The organism is Paenibacillus agilis (assembly GCF_007786455.1).
Taxonomy (GTDB): domain Bacteria; phylum Bacillota; class Bacilli; order Paenibacillales; family Paenibacillaceae; genus Paenibacillus_B; species Paenibacillus_B agilis.
This window is the reverse complement of sequence record NZ_VNJK01000001.1, coordinates 2,442,404-2,463,410: the sequence shown is the minus strand read 5'-3', so window position 1 is coordinate 2,463,410 and position 21,007 is coordinate 2,442,404. Positions and strand designations below refer to the sequence as shown.

General features: G+C 43.0%; 12 protein-coding genes. 11 read left to right on the top strand and 1 reads right to left on the bottom strand.

Going from position 1 to position 21,007, the window contains the following annotated elements; all coding sequences use genetic code 11:
- Positions 1-123: 123 nt before the first annotated feature.
- A complete protein-coding gene (locus FPZ44_RS11020; RefSeq protein ID WP_144990110.1) occupies positions 124-3,228 on the bottom strand; it encodes an ATP-binding protein in 3,105 nt (1,034 codons plus the stop codon).
- Between the two features lie 99 nt (positions 3,229-3,327).
- Between FPZ44_RS11020 and FPZ44_RS11015 the strand changes: the two genes are divergently transcribed.
- The 11 genes from FPZ44_RS11015 to FPZ44_RS10965 all read left to right on the top strand — a co-directional run bounded on the left by FPZ44_RS11015 (position 3,328) and on the right by FPZ44_RS10965 (position 20,973).
- On the top strand, positions 3,328-4,449 hold the full coding sequence (locus FPZ44_RS11015) for a response regulator (RefSeq protein ID WP_261378292.1): 1,122 nt from the start codon (positions 3,328-3,330) through the stop codon (positions 4,447-4,449).
- A gap of 183 nt (positions 4,450-4,632) precedes the next feature.
- Entirely contained in the window at positions 4,633-5,358 is a 726-nt protein-coding gene (locus FPZ44_RS11010; protein ID WP_144990108.1) for a GGDEF domain-containing protein, read from the top strand.
- 243 nt (positions 5,359-5,601) lie between these two features.
- Positions 5,602-10,746: an S-layer homology domain-containing protein gene (locus FPZ44_RS11005; protein ID WP_186786000.1), complete on the top strand. Its 5,145-nt coding sequence runs from the start codon at positions 5,602-5,604 to the stop codon at positions 10,744-10,746.
- A 393-nt stretch (positions 10,747-11,139) separates the two neighbouring features.
- A complete protein-coding gene (locus FPZ44_RS11000) occupies positions 11,140-12,339 on the top strand; it encodes an oxalate decarboxylase family bicupin (protein WP_144990104.1) in 1,200 nt (399 codons plus the stop codon).
- Between the two features lie 185 nt (positions 12,340-12,524).
- Positions 12,525-13,454 carry a serine hydrolase domain-containing protein gene (locus FPZ44_RS10995; protein ID WP_261378291.1) on the top strand — a complete coding sequence of 310 codons (930 nt, stop codon included), beginning with the start codon at positions 12,525-12,527 and terminating at the stop codon, positions 13,452-13,454.
- A 252-nt stretch (positions 13,455-13,706) separates the two neighbouring features.
- Positions 13,707-14,285, top strand: a complete 579-nt coding sequence (locus FPZ44_RS10990) for a TetR/AcrR family transcriptional regulator (protein ID WP_144990100.1) — start codon at positions 13,707-13,709, stop codon at positions 14,283-14,285.
- A 136-nt stretch (positions 14,286-14,421) separates the two neighbouring features.
- A complete protein-coding gene (locus FPZ44_RS10985) occupies positions 14,422-17,178 on the top strand; it encodes a bifunctional cytochrome P450/NADPH--P450 reductase (protein WP_144991795.1) in 2,757 nt (918 codons plus the stop codon).
- A gap of 262 nt (positions 17,179-17,440) precedes the next feature.
- Positions 17,441-18,532 (top strand): NAD(P)-dependent alcohol dehydrogenase, encoded by a 1,092-nt coding sequence (locus FPZ44_RS10980; RefSeq protein WP_144990097.1) that lies wholly within the window; start codon positions 17,441-17,443, stop codon positions 18,530-18,532.
- 365 nt (positions 18,533-18,897) lie between these two features.
- Positions 18,898-19,506 (top strand): RNA polymerase sigma factor, encoded by a 609-nt coding sequence (locus FPZ44_RS10975; protein WP_144990095.1) that lies wholly within the window; start codon positions 18,898-18,900, stop codon positions 19,504-19,506.
- A complete protein-coding gene (locus FPZ44_RS10970) occupies positions 19,472-20,683 on the top strand; it encodes a DUF4179 domain-containing protein (RefSeq protein WP_144990093.1) in 1,212 nt (403 codons plus the stop codon). Before FPZ44_RS10975 ends, FPZ44_RS10970 begins: the two co-directional genes overlap by 35 nt.
- Complete coding sequence (locus FPZ44_RS10965) at positions 20,680-20,973, top strand: DUF3658 domain-containing protein (protein ID WP_144990091.1); 294 nt, start codon at positions 20,680-20,682, stop codon at positions 20,971-20,973. Before FPZ44_RS10970 ends, FPZ44_RS10965 begins: the two co-directional genes overlap by 4 nt.
- Positions 20,974-21,007 lie beyond the last annotated feature (34 nt).

Genomic DNA, 21,007 nt, shown 5'->3' with positions numbered 1-21,007 from the left:
AGTCGCCGTTCATTTCAAATTAGCCTTACTATATTGAGCTATGTTATACATAAATACAAAATCAAATACGGGACTCCTTTCTAGTGAAGAGGAATCCCGTTATTTTTCTATAGTTGAAGTGAATTACCTCGATTTACGCTCGTTGCGAAGTGGAACAACGAAACTAACTTCAGTTCCTTCCCCAAGTCTGCTGTGTATATGCAATCCATTTCCATAAGCTTGCTTTAATCTGCGATCTGTATTTATAAGCCCGATTCCTGTTGATCTGTTCCCAGCAGGTTCGAACAACATACGCACGTTTTCTTCCTCCATACCGATTCCATCGTCGATGATGGATATGTTTACGCCATCTGGACAACTCGCAATTCGAATCGTAATCGTTCCGCCTTTCATACGTTTCATAATCCCATGTCGAACTGCATTTTCAACAAGAGGCTGAATCGATAAAGGAGGAATATGAATATTCACAGTATCATCAACTTCCCATTGGATATGCAACCTGTCTTCGAACCGTTCCTTTTCAATGTACAAATAAGAATGTACGAGTGAAATTTCATGCTCCAGTGGCACAAGTCGCTTTGCATTACGAGAATCGTAGCTGGCACGCAAGTAATGGCCGAATTCCTCCAATAGTGCTCGCATACGATCGATGTCAATATCGCTAAGCGCGGCAATGGAATTCAACGTGTTGAATAAGAAATGAGGCTGGATTTGCGCTTGCAGCCAAGCTGCCTCCATCTTCAATCTTTCATTCACAGAATGCTTGAAATCAGTTAAAGCACGTACTCTTGAGCGCAATTCCATCGAATCCATCGGCTTAATGACATAATCATTGGCTCCAGCTAGGAAGCCAGTCTCGATATCGATGTGCGTGCTGCGTGCCGTAAGCAGTAGGATAGGAAGCTCTGAAATAGAATAATGCTGGCGAATGTTTCGAGTTAGCTCATAGCCTGAAATCCCCGGCATCATGACATCAGCAATAACAAGATCAACATCATTCTCTTGTATCATCGTCAACGCTTCATTACCGTTTGTTGCTGTGATGACTTGATAATGTTCTGCTCTTAAAATTCTAGAAAGGATATCTAAATTCACCGAATCATCGTCAACGGCAAGCACCGTAATACCGACACCTATGTGAGTAGGCCTATCTGTATTATCAATCGAAGCAGCGATCTCATGGTCAGAATCTACTGAAGCTGGCAAGCGTACAGTACTTGCAAGTGGTCTTGATGACTCAAATGGAACAAGATTGGCTTCTACATGATCACTGCTATTTACGAATTCCGCTAGCGGTAACGTGAAGGTGAATGTAGAGCCTTTCTCTGGGACAGAGCTGCAGGAAATCGTTCCGCCGTGCAGCTCAACTAGCTGTTTGCTTATATGCAGGCCTAATCCTAGTCCGCTGGAAGAACTGTTTTCTCCCTGTTCGTAGGGTAGAAATAGCAGATGCTGCATACCGTCTTCTATTCCTATGCCTGTATCTACAACATGAATGTACGCGGTGTTGTTCCGCACTTCTGCTCGGATAGAGATGGTACCTGCACTTGTATGCTTAATTGCATTATGGAGCAGGTTAAACAAAATTTGAATGACGCGCTCCTCGTCCGCCTGCACTTCAGGAAAGTCAAACGGGATCTCATTAATGAGACGAACAGGCTTGCCTGCTGTCATGTGCTTCAGCATATCCAACACACCTGTGGCAACCGTCTGAACTGCAATCGGCGATGCATGGAGCTGAACTCGGTTCTCTCTCAGACGGGCTACATCAAGCAGGTCTGTGAGCATGTTTGACATTCGGCGTCCGACGGTAACAACCAGCTCTAAATGTTTCTTGCTTTCATCGCTAAGCGTTTCCTTATCTGAATCAAGTACATCCTGAGATAGGTTGATAATACTATGCAGTGGATTTCGCAGTTCATGCGACGTATTGGCCAAAAACTCGTCCTTTAGCGTGTGCTCCTTTGTTAGCTGTTCTGTCGTATGCGCGAGTTGTACAGTAGTGCTAAAATATTTTTTAATCCAGAAGCCGACAAAAGCCAGGAACGAAATAATAATGTCGATCGGATAATAATACATGTCGACGTAACCTTCATTTTTTGCTATTCCCCATAGCAAGTTGGCTGCTACACAAACGATCCCTATAGCTAAATATATGGCATCTTCTTTGTCTAAAAAAACGTCCTTCAACGCTGCCCATACCGTAATAAGAAACGGGGTATACAAAATGAGTGTGTATACCGGAATGATCGGTGTGATCAAATCGATTGGAGCAATAAAAATATATAAACACATAAGGAGACACATCAAGGTAAACCATCGGATTAAAGTTGGTCGTTTGAAGCTGGTAAATAAAGACTTGGACATTTGCAGCAACGCTATCGATGAACCCAAATAACCCAAAAACTGTATTTTGATAGACCACCAATAATCGATATTTACAAACTGAAGCAGAAGCCTGTGATCGTCTACTAATATCGAAATACTTGTGCTAAACGACAAGAGTGCGAAATACACTAGGCCCTTAATCCGTATGCCAATCCAATAGACAAGTACAACATAGATGGTATGGATGATCATAATGATGAACACCGTCATCTCAGTTCCAAGGGCGATCCACATTCTTTTCTGAATCGCATCGCTTAGTCCAAGTGTAATTCCTTGCGTTATCCCGCCTGAATATGCATTTTCATAGTTTGCTATATGTATGACAATATCCACTACTTTACTATCCGTTTGAAAGTTTGCGATATAAGGGACACCCCACGGCTTATACAAATGAGCGGAGGCAGCTGGTTTTCCCGAGTGTGCGATTTGTTTACCGTCTACATACACCTCTGAAGAGGTGGGTAAGGCAGGAACGTGCAGTGCAAGCATTTGATTATCGCTGTCGTTCAATTTGATGCGTAATCGATAACTGCCATATCCTTGCGGGCTTCCTTTTGGCGGTGTATGTGCATCGCTCCAATTACCTGGCACATCAATATATTCCGCTTCAGGTGCATGGTTAGAGTGTGGATCTAGCAACTCGTTTGGATGCCACTCCCATTCTCCGTTTAATTTTAAGTTCCCGTCTTGCTCAAAATTCCAATCTGTTAAATCAAACTGCCCATGAGCCGCTATCGGCTGGTTCGGGGTGGAGAGGGCATACAGCCACAATAGACGGATACCAGTAATTACGACTAAAAATAACAAAAGAATAAATAATTTTTTTCTAATTTTCATCATAATTCTTCCTATTCGACAGAAACATAACGGTTCCTGCCATCGTATTCACTATAAGATAGGTAGATGGTCCTTATATCTTTGGAAGGAGTTCTCGTTCACATGAAAGTTTTACTGGTAGACGATGAGAAGTTAGCATTGCATAGCTTCAACCGTCTTTTGAAGGATTATAACGATATTGATATTGTAGCCATGACTCAAGATCCACGAGAGGCGTTAATTCTGGCTGAGCATGGGGCAATTGATGTTGTTTTTTTAGATATTGAAATGCCTGAAATGAATGGGATGGTTTTGGCTGAGAAGCTGATGGAAATAAAGCCTGAGCTGCGGATTGTATTTGTGACAGCGTACAATGAATATGCGATTCAAGCTTTTGAGGTAAATGCGTTGGACTATTTACTAAAGCCTGTACAGCGCAATCGCCTTGCAGTAACCATACAAAGACTTCATAAGCAGTTTTTATCTGTGACCGAAGATAACAAGACTCCGCAGTATGTGTTATGCTGCATGCAAAGCCTTTATTTGCGAGACGATCAGAATCAAGTACAGTCCTTTCAATGGCGTACACTAAAAGCGCAGGAATTATTTGCATACTTGCTGCATTATCGCGGTCAAACGGTGCAAAAGGATTCGATCCTAGAAGTGCTGTGGTTTGATAGTGATCTAGAAAAAGCTTCAAATTTGCTGCACACAACGATGTATCAAGTGCGAAGAACATTGAAGCGGCTCAATGTGGATATTCAAATTAAATATATAGACAATGGCTATCGACTAGAAATAGGCACCGTTTCATTAGATATGGATCAATGGGAGCAAGCTCTGGTAGAGTCTTTGCCTGTTCGTACAGATACGATTGATCGCCATCATAGGCTGTTTGCTCAATACAATGGAGATTATTTAGAAGCTTATGATTACATATGGGCGGAAAGCGAACGTGAACGGTTGCGAGCCCTATGGCTTATACTTGCTAAGCAGCTCGCGCAATATCATGTTCAGACAGGACAGCTTCTCGAAGCATTTCATTTCTATGTAATCGCGTTGGAGCGTTTTCCGTTTAATGAGGAAATTGCATGGGAAGCGATGAAGCTGCAGGCAGAGTTAGGAAATACATATGAAGTGAAAAAGTTGTTTGATAAGCTATGTGAAAATCTTTCGAATGAGCTTGGGATTGTGCCTAACGCCAATATCCAGCAATGGTATGATCAACTTATAATGCGTACATAATTTGAAAAACCGCTCTTAATATGAACGATGGTCCTTATTGTTGATGATGTCTAACATTTGGAGGTGCAGTTCAAACCTAGAGCGGTTTTCGTTTTTATTTTTACGAAATGGAAACATCGTTTAGAAATTGTCCAGACCGATTGTATACAATAAGAGCAGGCTTGCATAATAGGAGGGAGAACATTGAATATAGGCCAACTTGTACTTGGCTTGATCTCCATAGGTATCGTTACAGCGTTCAACTTATATTTATTTGCAATCGATCGTCTTTCTAGCTCTTTTGCTATTGTCTCAGGTATTTGGATTGTCATGTCTTGGGCTCTAGGCAAGTATATTGATCTGCTTCGTTATACAATTACGTACGATTCTTTAACAAGCGCTTATAGTCGGACAGTTGCAGTCAAACAATATCGCAGGCTTTTGCATCGAGCGAAACGAAAGAATGGGGCAGTCGCCATTTATTTCATTGATGTTGATAATTTTAAACAGATTAACGATAACTATGGTCACAACATAGGTGATAAGATGCTGTCTAAGATAGCAGACCAATTGTTACAACTTCGTATTCCAGAAAAAGTTGTTGTTCGCTGGGGAGGGGATGAGTTTGTTGTCATGGTTCCTTGCCAGAGTGAACATGAAGTAGAGGCCGCACTTCACCTGATGAATAAGTCTATCCAATCGATAAATCAACAAGGTACTATAAGTTTATCGATATCTCTAGGAACTGCCGTTTATTCTCATAGAGGTTCTCATCAGGGTGCTAGACCGAAACAATTAGAACAGCTAGTAGATATGGCTGATAAGCAGATGCTGTGGAATAAGCAGCGGAAGAAAATGAATATGACCGTGATATCCAAGCATACTGGAACGGGTAGGTATTATCCAAATCTATGTAGAAAAATGTTTTAGAGCGCGACTACTTGCAAGGATATTTTATAAATAAATGGATCTATTATTTCCTCTTTTAATTATGAACATATGTTGTTAATATAGATAAGCTGGACAAGTAGAAGAGCTGCCTTCCATGATAAATCATCACTAGATAATGGAAGGGGCTTTTTTGATGTGAAAAGAGATTGTACAGTAATTGTTCAGTCATGAATGTTACTATATGTGTCGCTACCAGCATTACTATACGAGGGAGTAGAGTCTATGACAGAAAAGCAACAAAGCAAGTCAACTCTAAAAAGAAAGGGGGCGTTGGGAAAACGGATCGGGGCACTATTAATGACTTTTGTACTCCTCTGCGCTCAGTTAATGGTTCCGCTAGGACCAGTTAAGGCAGCGGTTCCAACTTCAGTTGACGGTGGCACGTTCTTCGTAGATTCCGATAACTGGGGCGGCGGAGCAAGTAACTCTGCGGCTGACGGGGATTTGGATCTTGGCTTGAAGAATCAAAATAAAACCGGTGATAACTATAGCAAGTATCCAGTCGAGTTTAAAATTCCAAACGTCAATAAAATTCCTACGAAAAGTGCACAACTGCTCATTCGAGCATTGGATGTGGATGAATATAATGCAGCCGCGAATAATAACGGGGAATGGGACCGCGTCTATTTCTCTTCAAGTGCTAGCGATATCGCATTAGGTAGTCCATATACGCCTTGGAAAACGACCGCTGACTGGAATAACAGTATTGCGGGATCGGGTATCTCTCCAAATGGGACGGGCTACAAAAAAGAGATTACCGAGGGAGCATATCTAGGTACACTGTCAGGTCAAAATGCTAAATGGAATACGACCGTATTGAATTTCAAACCGAATGAATTTCATCGCATCACTCAGGGCGATAACTATGTAGGGATTACGATTCACCATTATTATCAAGATGTGCGCCCGGATGCACCTAACACGAACTGGCAGATGACAGTTGACTGGGCACAGCTTATTATTGATGGCGGTTCCCGTAAATCCGGTGAAATTGATAAGGCTGACTTAAAAGTAGAGCCAGGTAAAGTGACAATTGACACGGGCTTTATTCCAAAAGTGCCCGGAAATTATGCGATGGAAGTCAATGTCATTGAGAAATCAAAAGTAGGTAATCAAGAGGTAGAACGAAATCTAGGTCTTTCCCAGAAGCTGTTTCCAGGAGCAGATACAGGCAAGACAGAGAACTGGAACAACATCGTAATTACTGATGGAACCATAGACCCTTCGAAAGAATATGTCGTCAATGTAATTTTGTTCGAAGACAGAGGCAATGGGCGTCAGCAAGAGGGTAACACAAATGCAGGCGAGGCGCAGCATGTCGTAACCTTCTCCACACATGATCCACTCGTGGCAGATATCGCAAAGTCCGCTTATCGCTCTGTCCCGACAGCGTTCTCCGCAAATGACTTCAAGTCAAAGTACTTCAAAATAAACGGTGGCGCTCCTAACGGGGACAACTTGCAAAGCGTTAAGATTGTAACGCTGCCAGATTCGACAAAAGGGCAGCTGCAATTAAACGGTGTAGCGGTAACAGCTAATCAACTTATCCCTGTAAATGAGTTGGACAAACTCGCATTTGTGCCGGTAGCAGCTGGGTTCGACGGTACAGTTGATTTCCTATGGAACGGATACAACGGGACAAAGTTTGCTGTAGATGATGCCAAAGTTACGGTCAATAGTTCACCTGAAGTAAAGGATATTCGCAAAGTTATGAAAGCAGGAGATGCGGAGCTTCCATTTACGAACGCGGGGGATTTTGCACCGAATTATATCGATCCAGGTAATGAGCCGCTAGAAAAAGTGCGCATCGACACACTGCCTGATCCTACAAAAGGGAAGCTAGTTCTAGTTCCTTCATCTGGTCCAGCAGTAGATGTAACGGTAGGACAAGAGATTGCTGCGGCTGATATTGATCGGCTGAAGTTCATTCCAGCCCCAGATGCTGCAGGTACTGTTGATTTCAAGTGGAGCGGTTCTGATGGACTGCAATATTCACTCGAATCGAAGACGGTAACGATTGTAATAAATACACCTCCTGTTATCGGACAAGTGAACAAGTCTGGCACGATAGGGGCAACGATTGATTTTGCAACTGCAGATTTTTCAGCAGCTCCTGCCTATAACGATAAAGATGGTGACTTGCTAGAGAAAGTTCAAATTCTGGTTCCGACTGATTTGGCGAGCAAGGGAAGATTGAAATACATGTCCAGCGTAACCGGTGCGGTATACCTCAATCCGGGCAGTACGGTAACTTTGACAACGGCAGAGGTAGGCAGCTTGCAATTCGAAACATCTCCTACATTGCCGGAGGGCAGTATCGTATCCATCCCTTGGCATGGATTTGATGGTATGCACCAATCAGAGCAATCAGGAAGCATCAACATTTCTTACAACGGTATTCCTGTTGCGGAGTCCGTAACGGTTGAAGCAAATGAAGGCCAACCTTCCGTTTCTATCGTCCTGCGTGGAACGGATCGTGAGAGCGTAACAGGAATTACGTACGGGATTATCACTAACCCGATAAACGGAACACTCACGAAAGACCCAGCAGATCCGACAGGTGCGACTTGGATTTATACACCAAACGTTGGTTTCACATTTGGCCAAGATAGCTTTACATACGGAGTGACTGACCAAGATGGAAACACGAGCGTATCACCTGGAATGGTAGCAATTACACTCCATAAAGCACTGAATGGATGGACAGGAAATAAGCAAGAAGGCGATGCGGAACCAGCTAGAGCGATTCCTAATCAGCCATTGAAACTTTCTGCTGTTAGCTCCATTGCAGCGGAAGGTGTAACAGCCACTGTGAATGGTACTTCCGTTCCACTCACACTCAGTAATGCAGCTACATGGGCTGCAGACGGATTTAAGAAGTGGGAGAGCACTGATTATATCGTTCCTGCAAACTTAATTGGAGGCAAGCATACGGTTACGTATGTAGCGATTAATGGAGCAGGCGCTGTAGTGCAGACAGAAGCAGTGGACAAGCTTGCTGATAATGACTATAAGGTAGCAACATCGAGCCTGTCGCTTATAGCTAATCCAGCTAGCATTTTGGGAGATGGTAAGTCTTCCACGGTGTTAACAGCGAAGCTGCAAGATGAGAGCGGTAAACCTATCGCAGGTGTTGAAGTTGTATTTAGCGCTCCATCGAATACAGGTCAATTTGTTGGAGGAAATAAAGCGGTAACGAATGCAGAAGGTATTGCGCAAGTAACGTATCAATCAGGAAAGATTACTGGCGTAGCATCACAAGAGATCCCGCTTAAAGCGGTGGTAAATGACACGAAACTTGGATTATCTGCTGAAAAGGAAATTAAGATCACGTTCCTGCCAGCTTCTATTAAAGGAGTTGTGACATCAGGTGACAGCAATAAGCCAGTGGCAGGGGCAAGTGTTAGAGTGACACTTGATCTGAACGGCGATGGCGTAATTACACCAGGTGTTGACTTTGATGAAACCGTAGTAACGGATCAACATGGTGCGTACAGCGTCGTAGTTCCTAAAGGCGATGTGACCTATGATTTAACGGTCACACAGCATGTCATGATCGGCGGCGTATCAACGCCAGTTAGCTACAAGCAAAAGGCAGCAGTTGGCGAGGTAACTGGAGCAGGCAATCAAAGCTTTGATTCGGATAGAACAGCGACAGGTATCGTTTTGTTCAAGCAGCCGAATGGCAGCACGTCTTTACTTGCTCCAGAAGTACTAAACAAAGCTAGTGTTTATCTGAAGAAACAGGATGGCACATACGTGATGCACAATGGGGCGCCAAAAGCGTTTCCACTGCAAGGACAGGGCGTATTTAGTGCTGATGGCATTGCAATCGGTGAATATGAGCTAGAGGTGCGCTACGAAGTGGCTCCTGGCCAATCTATCATTGTGAGCCGTGGTCCTGTTAAAGTAACGGCATCAGGAGAAATGAATATTTCAACTGAATTGATCGATCCATACGGCACGATCACAGATGCGGTTACGAATAAAGTAATTGAAGGTGCAAAAGTCACTCTTCAATATGCGAACACACCTAGAAACATCGCGAAAGGGCTTGTTCCAGGACAAGGTGTCAAGCTGCCTGCTATTGCAGGATTTGCACCTAATGATAACGCGAGTCCTGAGCAATTGAGCGATGCAAATGGCTTCTATGCTTACATGGTATATCCAGAAACCGATTATGTTCTTGTCGTTACGAAGAGCGGTTATGAATCGTATACGAGTCCGGTATTGTCGGTCGAACGTGAAATCGTGAGGCATGATCTAAAGCTAAAGCCGATCAACAGCGGCAATAATAGTAATGGCAGTGACAACAGTAATAATAACGGTGGCAATCCGGTATCACCTGTGCCGACACCGGATCCAACTACGAAGCTCGCGCTTCAAATGGAGATCGACAAGAACAAAGTCAAAGAAGGGGAGAAATCCCATCTGACGATTAGTTATAAGAACGCATCTACAAGCCCTGTTTCTTCCGCGGAAGTTCGCATTACGCTTCCAGAAGGTGTTGTAGTTGTAGATGCTGCTGGTGGAGTAGTGACTGGAAATACAATTGTATGGAAAGTATCTAATATTGCTAGCGGCAAAGGCGACAGCTTCAAACCAGTGATTCAATGGCCGCAAATGAAAGCAGCGGACACGATCTTCGACATTCACGGTGAGTTTGCTGTTAACGGCAATAACGACTCAAAAGCCAAAGCAGTAATTAAAGTGAACGTGTTCTCTGATCGCTTCGGCACACTTAAGCATCCACGTTATATCGTTGGTTTCCCGGACAAAGAGTTTAAACCGAATGGATATTTGACTCGTGCGGAGCTTGCTGCTATCGTAGCACGCCTCACTGAGCCAGGTGGTGTTAGTAACGACAAACTATCTTATACCGATATTCGTTCAGGACACTGGGCAACCAACTCGATAAAAATTGCAACGAAGCATGGCTATTTCAGCGGCTACAAGGACAACACATTCCGTCCGGACGCGCCAGTAACACGCGGTGAGCTTGCTTCGGTTATGTCTCGTTTCTTGAAGCTTGACGTGTATGCACCTGTATCGCATCACTTTACAGATTCGTCCGAGCATTGGTCAGGCAATACGATCGAAGCGCTATATCGCGGTAAATTCCTAGGTGGATATACAGATGGTACGTTTAAACCATCTCAGCATATTAATCGCGTTGAAGCTGTTACGATGATTAACCGCATGCTGTTCCGCGGACCGTTGAAAGGACTTGATCCTTTGTTCCCTGATATGCCAATAAGCCATTGGGGCTTTGGAGATGTTCAAGAAGCAACCGTATCACATGAATCGACACGCAACGAAGATGGCAGCGAAACGTGGAAAAGCACGTTGAGCAGTCCAATCAAGTAAAAACGTAATACAAGATTATAACTTGAGAATGATAACACATCCGGCAGCGATTGGAATGAAATCGCAGTGCTTCATTCTTGAATGAAATGGAAAGGACGTCCCTTAAGGAAAGGAGGGGCGTCCTTTTTATGTACAAGTAATGCATTTAATTTGTTCAAATATGCACTCAAATTGGAAATGAAGCTAAAATAACTACATTTTTGCGGATCATATCTTGCATAGGCACATTTTTAGGTTAAATAACTGCATAATTGTCTCTATTTTCAACTGGGAGCTCCCCATTAGTGATTTGTGAAGCTTAGGTTACTCCCGGTTTACCGTCGGAACACATAATGTCCATGTAGTACGTCATAATTTGTATAAATAGTTGATTGTGAGAGGAGTGGATGCCTCATGAATGATATCCCCCATCAACATAGGAAGATACCAATCCCACAACCGATTCGCAGCGATGGAGCGGGGGCTACCGACTTAGGACCTCGCAATATTATGCTTGATATGCAAAATCCAGATATGCTAGTGCCGCCAGCAACCGATGCGGGAACCATGCCTAATATGAGGTTTTCTTTCTCAGATGCACCCATGCAGCTGAATCATGGAGGTTGGTCGCGGCAGGTCACGATTCGAGAGCTGCCAATCGCAACGACGATAGCAGGCGTAAATATGCGTCTGACCCCAGGAGGTGTGCGTGAGCTGCATTGGCATACGCAGGCGGAATGGTCCTTTATGATTTTAGGAAGAGCTCGAATTACAGCAGTCGATCAAGACGGGCGCAATTTTATCGCGGACGTTGGTCCAGGTGATTTGTGGTATTTCCCACCTGGAATTCCCCATTCCATTCAAGGATTAGAGGAGGGCTGCGAATTTCTGCTTGTTTTTGATGACGGGCATTTTTCTGATTTTGATACGTTATCGATTTCGGATTGGTTTGCTCATACACCGAAAGATGTCCTATCCGCTAATTTTGGTGTGCCGGAAAGTGCCTTTGCCAATATTCCTAAGGAGCAAAGATACATTTTCCAAGCAGAGGTGCCTGGGCCAATCGAATCACAAGAAGTGCCTGATCCATTTGGCACGGTACCAAAAACGTTTGCTCATCGGCTGCTAGCCCAAAAGCCATTAGTTACTCCTGGTGGCAGCGTTCGTATCGTCGATTCGAGTAATTTTCCGATATCCCGTGAGATTGCAGCGGCTTTGGTAGAAGTGAAACCAGGAGCAATGCGTGAATTGCATTGGCATCCAAATAATGATGAATGGCAATATTACCTGTCAGGAACGGGGCGTATGACCGTATTTGCAGCAAATGGGGTTGCACGCACTTTTAATGTGAGGGCTGGCGATGTGGGGTATGTGCCATTTGCTAATGGCCACTATGTGCAGAATACTGGTGAACAGAGCCTTTGGTTTCTTGAAATATTTAAGAGCGACCGTTTCGCGGATGTGTCATTGAACCAATGGATGGCGTTAACACCGCATCAACTTGTAGAGGATAATTTACATGTAGGGCCTGAGTTAATCAATGCTTTGCGCAAAGAGAAGTATCCTGTTGTTAAGTATCCTGGATTTTCGTATTATCCAAAGAAAGGGGAATGAAAATATTCATTTTTAAGGGGCCGTAGGGAACGCTGCGGCTTATTTTGCATGTGTATAAAGAAGTATTTCAGCCTCACTATGTTATTTATAAGGTAATTGTATTGACGTATTTAGGTAAATTCTGTAATGATAAAATGAAATACTTATATAGGACTATGGGACAATAAATAATGGGAGGACACCATTTGCAAATTACGTGGAATGAAGAAACCAAGCACTTATCCGATGTATTGAAAAATGAAAAGATTCATAGTTGTTTGATTAGTAGAGACGGCACGCTCGTATTTCAGCATTTTAAAAATAGCAAGTCTGAGAAGAAGCTTCATAAGATCAATTCATGCACAAAAAGCTTTACTTCTTGCTTGATTGGCATTGCAAAAGATAAGGGATTGCTTCCCGAACTTTCTACTCCTATCATTGAATTATTTCCTGAATTGAGACGTAGCAGCGATTCTAGAAAGCAATTGATCACGATCGATCATCTTCTTACGATGAGTGCGGGCTTCGATTGGCCAGAGCTGAGTGAATGGGATGGCTGGCCAGAAATGATTCATAGCCCGAACTGGGTTAAGTTTGTGCTGGAGCGACCACTGATAAGTAATCCCGGTGAATCTATGAATTATAACTCAGGATGCAGCCAGCTGTTGACGGCAATTTTACATAAAGTAACGAATGTGCGTGCGAATGAATTTGCTGATAAGCATTTGTTTTCTCATTTGCAGTTTAACAATTACATTTGGCATGATGATCCGCGAGGAGTCAATATCGGGGGATTCGGCTTGCATCTATCCGTACAAGATATGCTCAAATTTGGACAGCTGTATCTGAACAAGGGAAGATGGGGCAAGAAGCGGCTTATAAGTGAAAACTGGATTTCGTTGACGACACGACCTGAATATTTAACTTACAAGAGTTTTGGCTATTACGGTCGGCACTGGTGGATTTCAGAGACTGTGGCTGGTGAGCCATTTTATTTTGCAATGGGGATGGGCGGCAATTATATTTGTATCGCACCAATGAAAAATATTGTAATTGCGATTACGAATGATACCTATGGAAATACGTTGGTGCCGCTCGATATCATTAAAAGTGTATTGTCCCTAGAAGGATGTTAAAGTAGTACATACAGAAATCCGTTTAACGATATGGAAAGCTAACAATGATTCGATTATGTACCATGTCTAAGCCCCGTTCCTTGATAGGAACAGGGCTTTATTATTTTTATAAACGGCATTACGGCATTAAATAATAGTTTGTCGAATGTTCTCCGCGTGTAGTTGAAATACGATGTTATATAATATAAAATACGATCATATGATAGAATGATCTATCATTTTTAAACAACTCGTACGAAAGAAGGGAACAAAGTGAGCGATAGCAGGTCTGTCACTAAGGAGAATAAGCTGAATGCGATACTGGATGCGGCAACGGAAATTTTGGTCAACAAGCCTACCGCGTCTATGAATGATATTGCTGATTACGCAGGTATTGGAATTGCTACACTGCACCGTTATGTAGAAAGCAGGGAACAGCTGTTTGTGCAGTTGGCTTTACGTTCGATCAAGGTAGTTGGAGAAATCCTAAGCCAAATTCCGAAAGATGATGAACATATTGAAACCTACATTCCAACCGTGGTTGAGGAGCTTATTCCATATGGAGATAAGATATATTTTCTTATTCAGGACCACCAGCATTTTTGCAATGAAGAAATACTTGAAGCTGAAGCTATAATATTGGAGCCAATACGAGAAGTGATAGAAACCTTACAGCAGCGTGGAAGTATTCGGCAGGATATGAGCAGCGATTGGATATTAAATGTGTTCTATTCCATACTCATTTTGACGTGGCAGCAAGTACAAAATGGGCATGTTGCGAAGCGATCAGCGGCAAAGCTGGTCATAGATACATTATTTCATGGTGTAAAAGCAACTGGATCGAGCAGTTAATGTAATGAAATAAATTGATTTAAGTTTACCATCAGACCATTTGTGAATTACTCAAATGATTTCCTACCTTCATAGTAAGTCACCAGCGTATATCAAACGAATCTTGTACGTAAACCATTCGGAAAGGATGTTTATGATGATAAGAGAAGCCGGATATATTCCTCAACCAAAATCATACGGACCCCTTGGTAACTTGCCTTTAATTAATAAAGATACTCCTATATTATCTCTCGGAGAGCTAGCGGAGAAATACGGGCCCATCTATCGCTTTAAAGCGCCGGGATTGAATACGTTAATGGTGTCTGGTCATAAGCTAGTAGCTGAATTATGTGATATTACGCGATTTGATAAACATCTCGGTAAAGAACTGTTAAATGTCCGTGCTTTTGGTGGCGATGGTCTATTTACAAGCTGGACGACTGAGCCGAACTGGAGAAAGGCCCACAATATTCTGCTTCCTACGTTCAGTCAGCAAGCGATGAAAGGTTATCACACGATGATGGTCGACATTGCTTCACAGCTTGTTCAGAAATGGGCACGGTTGAATCCGAATGACACGATTGATGTAGCGGATGACATGACTAGGCTTACGCTCGATACGATTGGGCTGTGCGGATTCAATTACCGCTTTAACAGTTTCTATAGAGAAGAGCATAGTCCGTTTATTTTAAGTATGGTGAGTGCACTGAATGAAGCGATGCGAAGAAGCAATCGGATAGAGCTTCAGAACATGCTGATGGTGAAGACAAGGAAGCAATACGAAGTAGATATACAAACGATGTTTAATTTAGTAGACACCATTATTGAAGAACGAAAGACAAGTGGAGGATCTGGGGAAATTGACTTGCTCGCACGTATGCTGGAAGGAAGAGATCCTGATACAGGTGAACAACTGGATGATGAAAATATTCGCTATCAGATTATTACCTTCCTTATTGCAGGGCATGAGACGACGAGTGGCTTATTATCGTTTGCTATTTATTATTTGCTCAAAAATCCAGATGCACTAAAAAAGGCGTATCAAGAAGTTGATCAGGTGCTCACGAGCCCAACTCCGACTTATGAGCAAGTTCTTCAATTGAAATATATCCGTATGATTCTTAATGAAGCTTTACGTTTATGGCCTACAGCACCAGGTTTCGAGGTTTCGGCTAGAGAAGATACCGTATTAGGCGGCGAATATCCGTTAAAAAAAGGGGACAATCTCGTCGTACTGCTGCCTCAGCTTCATCGGGACAAAGATGCATGGGGAGAGGACGCAGAACAGTTTCGTCCAGAGCGCTTTGAGTATCCGGATAAAGTGCCGAGTCATGCTTTCAAGCCATTTGGCAATGGTGAGCGGGCATGCATAGGCATGCAGTTTGCACTTTATGAAGCTACGTTAGCGCTGGGCATGATTCTCAAACATTTTGAACTGATTGATTATCGTAATTACCAGTTGAAAATAAAAGAGACGTTAACGCTTAAGCCAGACGATTTTAGTATTCGAGTGAAGCAGCGGGAGCGTATACAGGATGCAAGCATATCTTCTCAGCAACGGATAGTAGGAAATGAGACGGTGAGTACTAGCGAAAACATAGCTGCGAATCTCCAAACAAGGGCTGTTACTCGAACAGACGTCAATTCGTCCTCCTTACTTGTGCTTTACGGCTCCAATTTAGGCACGGCAGAAGGGATAGCGCGAGAGCTAGCAAATACGGCACGCTCATTTGGAATAAGTAGTGAGGTTGCTTCCTTAAATGAATCAATTGGCAAGCTTCCGCAAGATGGTGCTGTTGTCATCGTTACCGCTTCTTATAATGGGAAACCGCCAAGAAATGCAGCACAGTTTGTGAAATGGCTGGAAGAAGTAGAAGATGGTAAACTCGATGGTGTTCAATATGCTGTATTTGGCTGTGGTGACCGCAATTGGTCCAATACTTATCAGGATGTGCCTCGATTTATCGATGAGCAGCTTGCGCGAAAAGGTGGGGTAAGACTCTCGTCTCGTGGTGAGGCAGATGCCGGCGGTGATTTTGAACTGCAATTGGAGCAATGGCGTGAAACGCTATGGGTGGATGTCAGGAATGCTTTAGGAATCAATGTAGTGTCTGAAGCGGAGTCTGTACAACCTGCTCTTCATGCCCAGTTTATTAATAGGCCAGTTGCCGAGCCACTTGTGCGAGCGTACGATGCTTTTTATGCAATTGTATTGGATAATCGTGAACTTCAATCCACAACTAGCGAACGGAGTACAAGACATATTGAGATTCAATTGCCACAAGGGATGGCGTATCGTGAAGGGGATCAATTAGGGGTACTGCCGCGTAATAGTAAAGAAAATGTGGATCGGGTGCTGCGGAGATTCCGACTCCAGGGGGACGATCAACTCATACTAACTGCAACCGGCTTAGACATGGCTCATCTTCCTATGGATCATCCGGTAAATATTCGTGATTTGCTTTGCCATAGCGTTGAAATGCAAGAGCCTGCTACTCGGGCTCAAATACATGAGCTCGCAGCTCATACCGTATGCCCCCCGCACCAACGGGAGTTGGAAGCTTTGTTAGAGGAGGGTGTCTATCAGGAACAAGTGCTGAGCAAGCGACTCTCCATGCTAACGTTATTAGAAAAATATGAAGCCTGTGAGCTTCCATTCGTGAAATTTCTGGAGCTGCTTCCACCTCTACAGCCGAGATATTATTCCATATCAAGTTCACCACGAAAATATCGGGATAAAACGAGTATAACCATAGCGGTCGTGAACGGGCCAGCAAAGTGCGGCAATGGTGAATACAAAGGCGTTTCTTCGACTAGCTTAGCTTCAAGTAAGCCTGGAGAGGAATTACTCATATTCGTTCGGACGCCTGAATCTGGCTTCCAGGGGTTAGTAACACCTATGTACAGCATTTGATGGAACGGAACGCAGCTGAAATCATTCATAACAATCTAGGTTTCTAGATTATTTCTCAAGAAGATTCCTAATGAAGCAGGCTGTCAAATCGCAGACAGCCTGCTTTGTTTAATGTGTGAATAAATGGACAGACTAAGCGCGGGACAATAGCTACATATACAGTAGTAAAAATATGAATAGAATTATTCGAAATTTTGTAAATTGTTAATATGTAAGCGTTATCATATAATAAAGGTAGTTGACGATGAGGAGTGAATTCACCATGCATATTCAAGCAGCAATTGTAAACGAAAAAGGCGGCAATATTACTATTCAGAATGTTCAACTCCAACCGCCGAAATCCAACGAAGTGCTCATAAAATTAGTGGGCACAGGCATATGCCACACGGATATCGGCGTCCAGCTTCAGCATACTCCCACTCCGATGCCAATTGCTCTCGGTCATGAGGGTGCAGGTATTATTGAGCAGCTTGGACCGGATGTGACTGACTTTGAAGTGGGTGACCATGTCGTTATTTCTTTCGCTTATTGTGCAAAATGCAAAAACTGTCTCGAAGGCCATCCAGCGAGCTGCAATCATTTTGGTGAGCTTAACTTTGGCGGTCATTTGCTAGATGGAACGAGTCGTCTTACAAAAGAAAATGAAGAAATTGCTACGCTTTTTGGTCAATCCTCCTTTGCAACATATGCAGTTGCGCATGTAAACAATGTCGTAAAGGTCGACAAAGAACTGGATTTATCGCTTCTCGGTCCTCTCGGGTGTGGAATTCAAACAGGGGCAGGAACCGTGCTAAACAAGCTAAAGCCTGAGATTGGTGATTCCATCGTGATCTTTGGCTGTGGCGGGGTCGGATTAAGTGGAGTAATGGGAGCAGCGATTACAGGTGCAAAGACGATTATTGCGGTTGATATAGTACCAAGTCGATTAGAACTAGCCAAGGAATTAGGTGCAACGCATGTCATTAACGGCAAGGAGCAGGATGCTAAAGAAGAAATTATACGAATCACAGGCGGCGGAGCAGATTACGTTCTGGAATCGACAGGTGTTCCGGCCTTAATTCTTCAAGCGATCCGCAGTCTTCGTGCACGTGGGACAATGGCATCAGTGGGGGTAGGTCCTGACGTAACATTAAACATACTTGAAGAATTAATTATGTACAATCGAACATTGACAGGAGTAGTGGAGGGAGATTCGATTCCGAAGCTGTTTATCCCTCAATTGATTGACTATTATAAGCAGGGCAGATTCCCATTTGATAAATTGATAAATAAATATAAATTTGAAGAAATCAATGAAGCTATCGCAGATATGAAGAGCGGCAAGACGGTGAAGCCAGTTATTTTATTTGAGTAAAAAAGATATTGATTTACGATGGTTCGGCCATTGACGTCTATGAAATCAAGCCCCAAGTTACCACTATTCGAAGTGGAACTGGGGCTTTTTATAGTGTGAATGTATAAGAAACGGGTAGTAGTTCTCCTCGAATTATAGTTCTTCCTAAAGCTAAAATTAAATCCAGGTCATCTAAGAGATAGTTATCATTCAAGCAGGTTAAGAAATAACACTAGCGTATCCAAGGAAAAAACGGTCTAAGAAAGGCTTTTTTTGATCATTCGTAACAGTATCAAACAAAACAAAAAAAATATTTTTCACATCATGTCACAAAATGAAAGGCTGTGATTGTTATATCGGTAAACAACAGGACAGGAGGTGATTTCTTGCAGACAGCTAGCCCAGGGGATATAGATAGCTTGCGAAAAAGGGAGGCAATCGAAGCGATTGTTGACCAAGTCAAGGCAGGAGATGTACAAGCATACAGAACGATTATGATTCAATTTGACAGGCAGATGTATACATATTGCTATTATATTTTGAAAAATCATACCGAGACCGAGGACGCGGTACAGGAAATCTTTATTCGTGCTTATGAACATCTTCACCAGTATACGAGACAAGTCTCATTCTCGGCTTGGCTGTACAAGATGGCTTATCATCATTTAATGAATATAAAGAAAAAGCAAAGCCGCTGGTTCAAGCTGATTGAACGTTGTAAAGAACAGGTTCAGCCTATGCCGGGACAGTCATTCTCTCAACATGAACCCGTTATCCATGAGCTGCTTACTCATCTTACTTCTGAAGAGCGTCACATTTTACTACTGAAAGGCGTCGAAAAGTATACCTTCGATGAAATCAGTGAAATCATGGAACTTAAGCCTGCCACGGTACGGAAAAAATATGAGCGGCTACGTCGCAAGCTACTCGAGCGTAACGGTAAGAAAGGAGAGGTGGTACATGGCACATTTACGGCGACAAACGGAATGCACTGAGATGGAAGCGATTGAAAACATGATCGGGGATTCGAAGTTACCTAACGAACAGCTGCGTGATCGGATTATGAGCCAAATAGAGGAGAGATCGATTCCACAACGATCCAGAAGACGATCAAAATCGAAGCCTAGTTTGCTCAAACGAACGGCCATAGCTCTATCAGCTGCGAGCTTACTCGGTATCGGAATCATTTTCTCAGGCTATGTATCTCCGGTAATGGCTGCTACTTTAAAAAACATTCCCGTTATCGGGGTACTCTTCAAAGGGACTAGTGAAGAAGCAGTTCGAACTGCCATTGATCAAGGCATTGTATCTCAGCCAAACTTACGTGTAACCCATGATGGCGTTACACTAACATTGACGAATTTGCTCTATGATGGAACGCGCTTATCCTTTTTGGTCGAACGTGAAGGCAAGGATTTACCTTTTAATACTACCTCTCCGTACGATAAGGAAGATACGAAGATCGTCTACGCTGCTAGCAAGGAGTATGAAAAACCAAACATTGTACCGGAAAACGAGAAGCTTAAGGGATATATTGAAAAGCCAATTTTACTTGTTAATGGTCAAGAATTGCAATTAAGTACAGGGAGTCATGGGGATCGTCCTTTAGATGGGGGGCTAACTGCGTTTGCCGTTCAATACACTCGTCTTGAACATTTACCAGACGAATTTGAACTCACGGTCCAACTGAAAGTTACTAGAGTAAAGGAAATCTTTGAATTTAAAATCCCTGTGAAGGTAGAAAACAAGTCTTTTGTGTTAAAGCCGGGCGTTACCCAATCAAACGGAACGTTCAGTTATACTGTGAAAGAGCTGACGCTGTCACCCGTGTCCACTCGGCTTGTATTAGACAGCAAAGGCCCGGTTCCAAATTCATCAGAACAAACAGGAAAGTATCATGCAAGTAAGGTGTACTATGAACTTGTGGACGACAAAGGCAAAGTTGTGGAACAAAGTATGTTTGGGTATTTCCATCGTTTGCCTGAATCTGAATACAAAAATGATGATTTGTATAGTCCATTTGAAGGTACACCAAAATCAATTACGATCAGGCCGTTTACGCTTACCGTAAAAACAAAAGATTGGGCTGTCATGGATCTGGATCAGGATGGAGAACATGATAGAACTTATCTAACAGATCTGGAGCTGACCATCCCGATTAAGAAGCAATAATTATATATAGAGAACCTAATGTTACAGCGTATAGTCGACACATTCAATACACGGTCAATGGAAAGCTTACAGCCGTGCTTGTAGATTATTATGATGTGTTTCTCTTGGAACATGTGACGGATGACTATCAACTTGCGGCGCGAGTAGTTGGAGCAGTCATGGGAGATAGCAATCTTGTTGTTGGTGATATGTATTTAGCATTCGGTGTACGTCAGTTGATCGATGAGGGCAAGCTGGATTATAGAGGCGAGTTAGGGTCACTAAGAGACTATGAAATTCGATTAAAATAAAGCTAACTAACATTTCTAATGTTAATATGAAAAA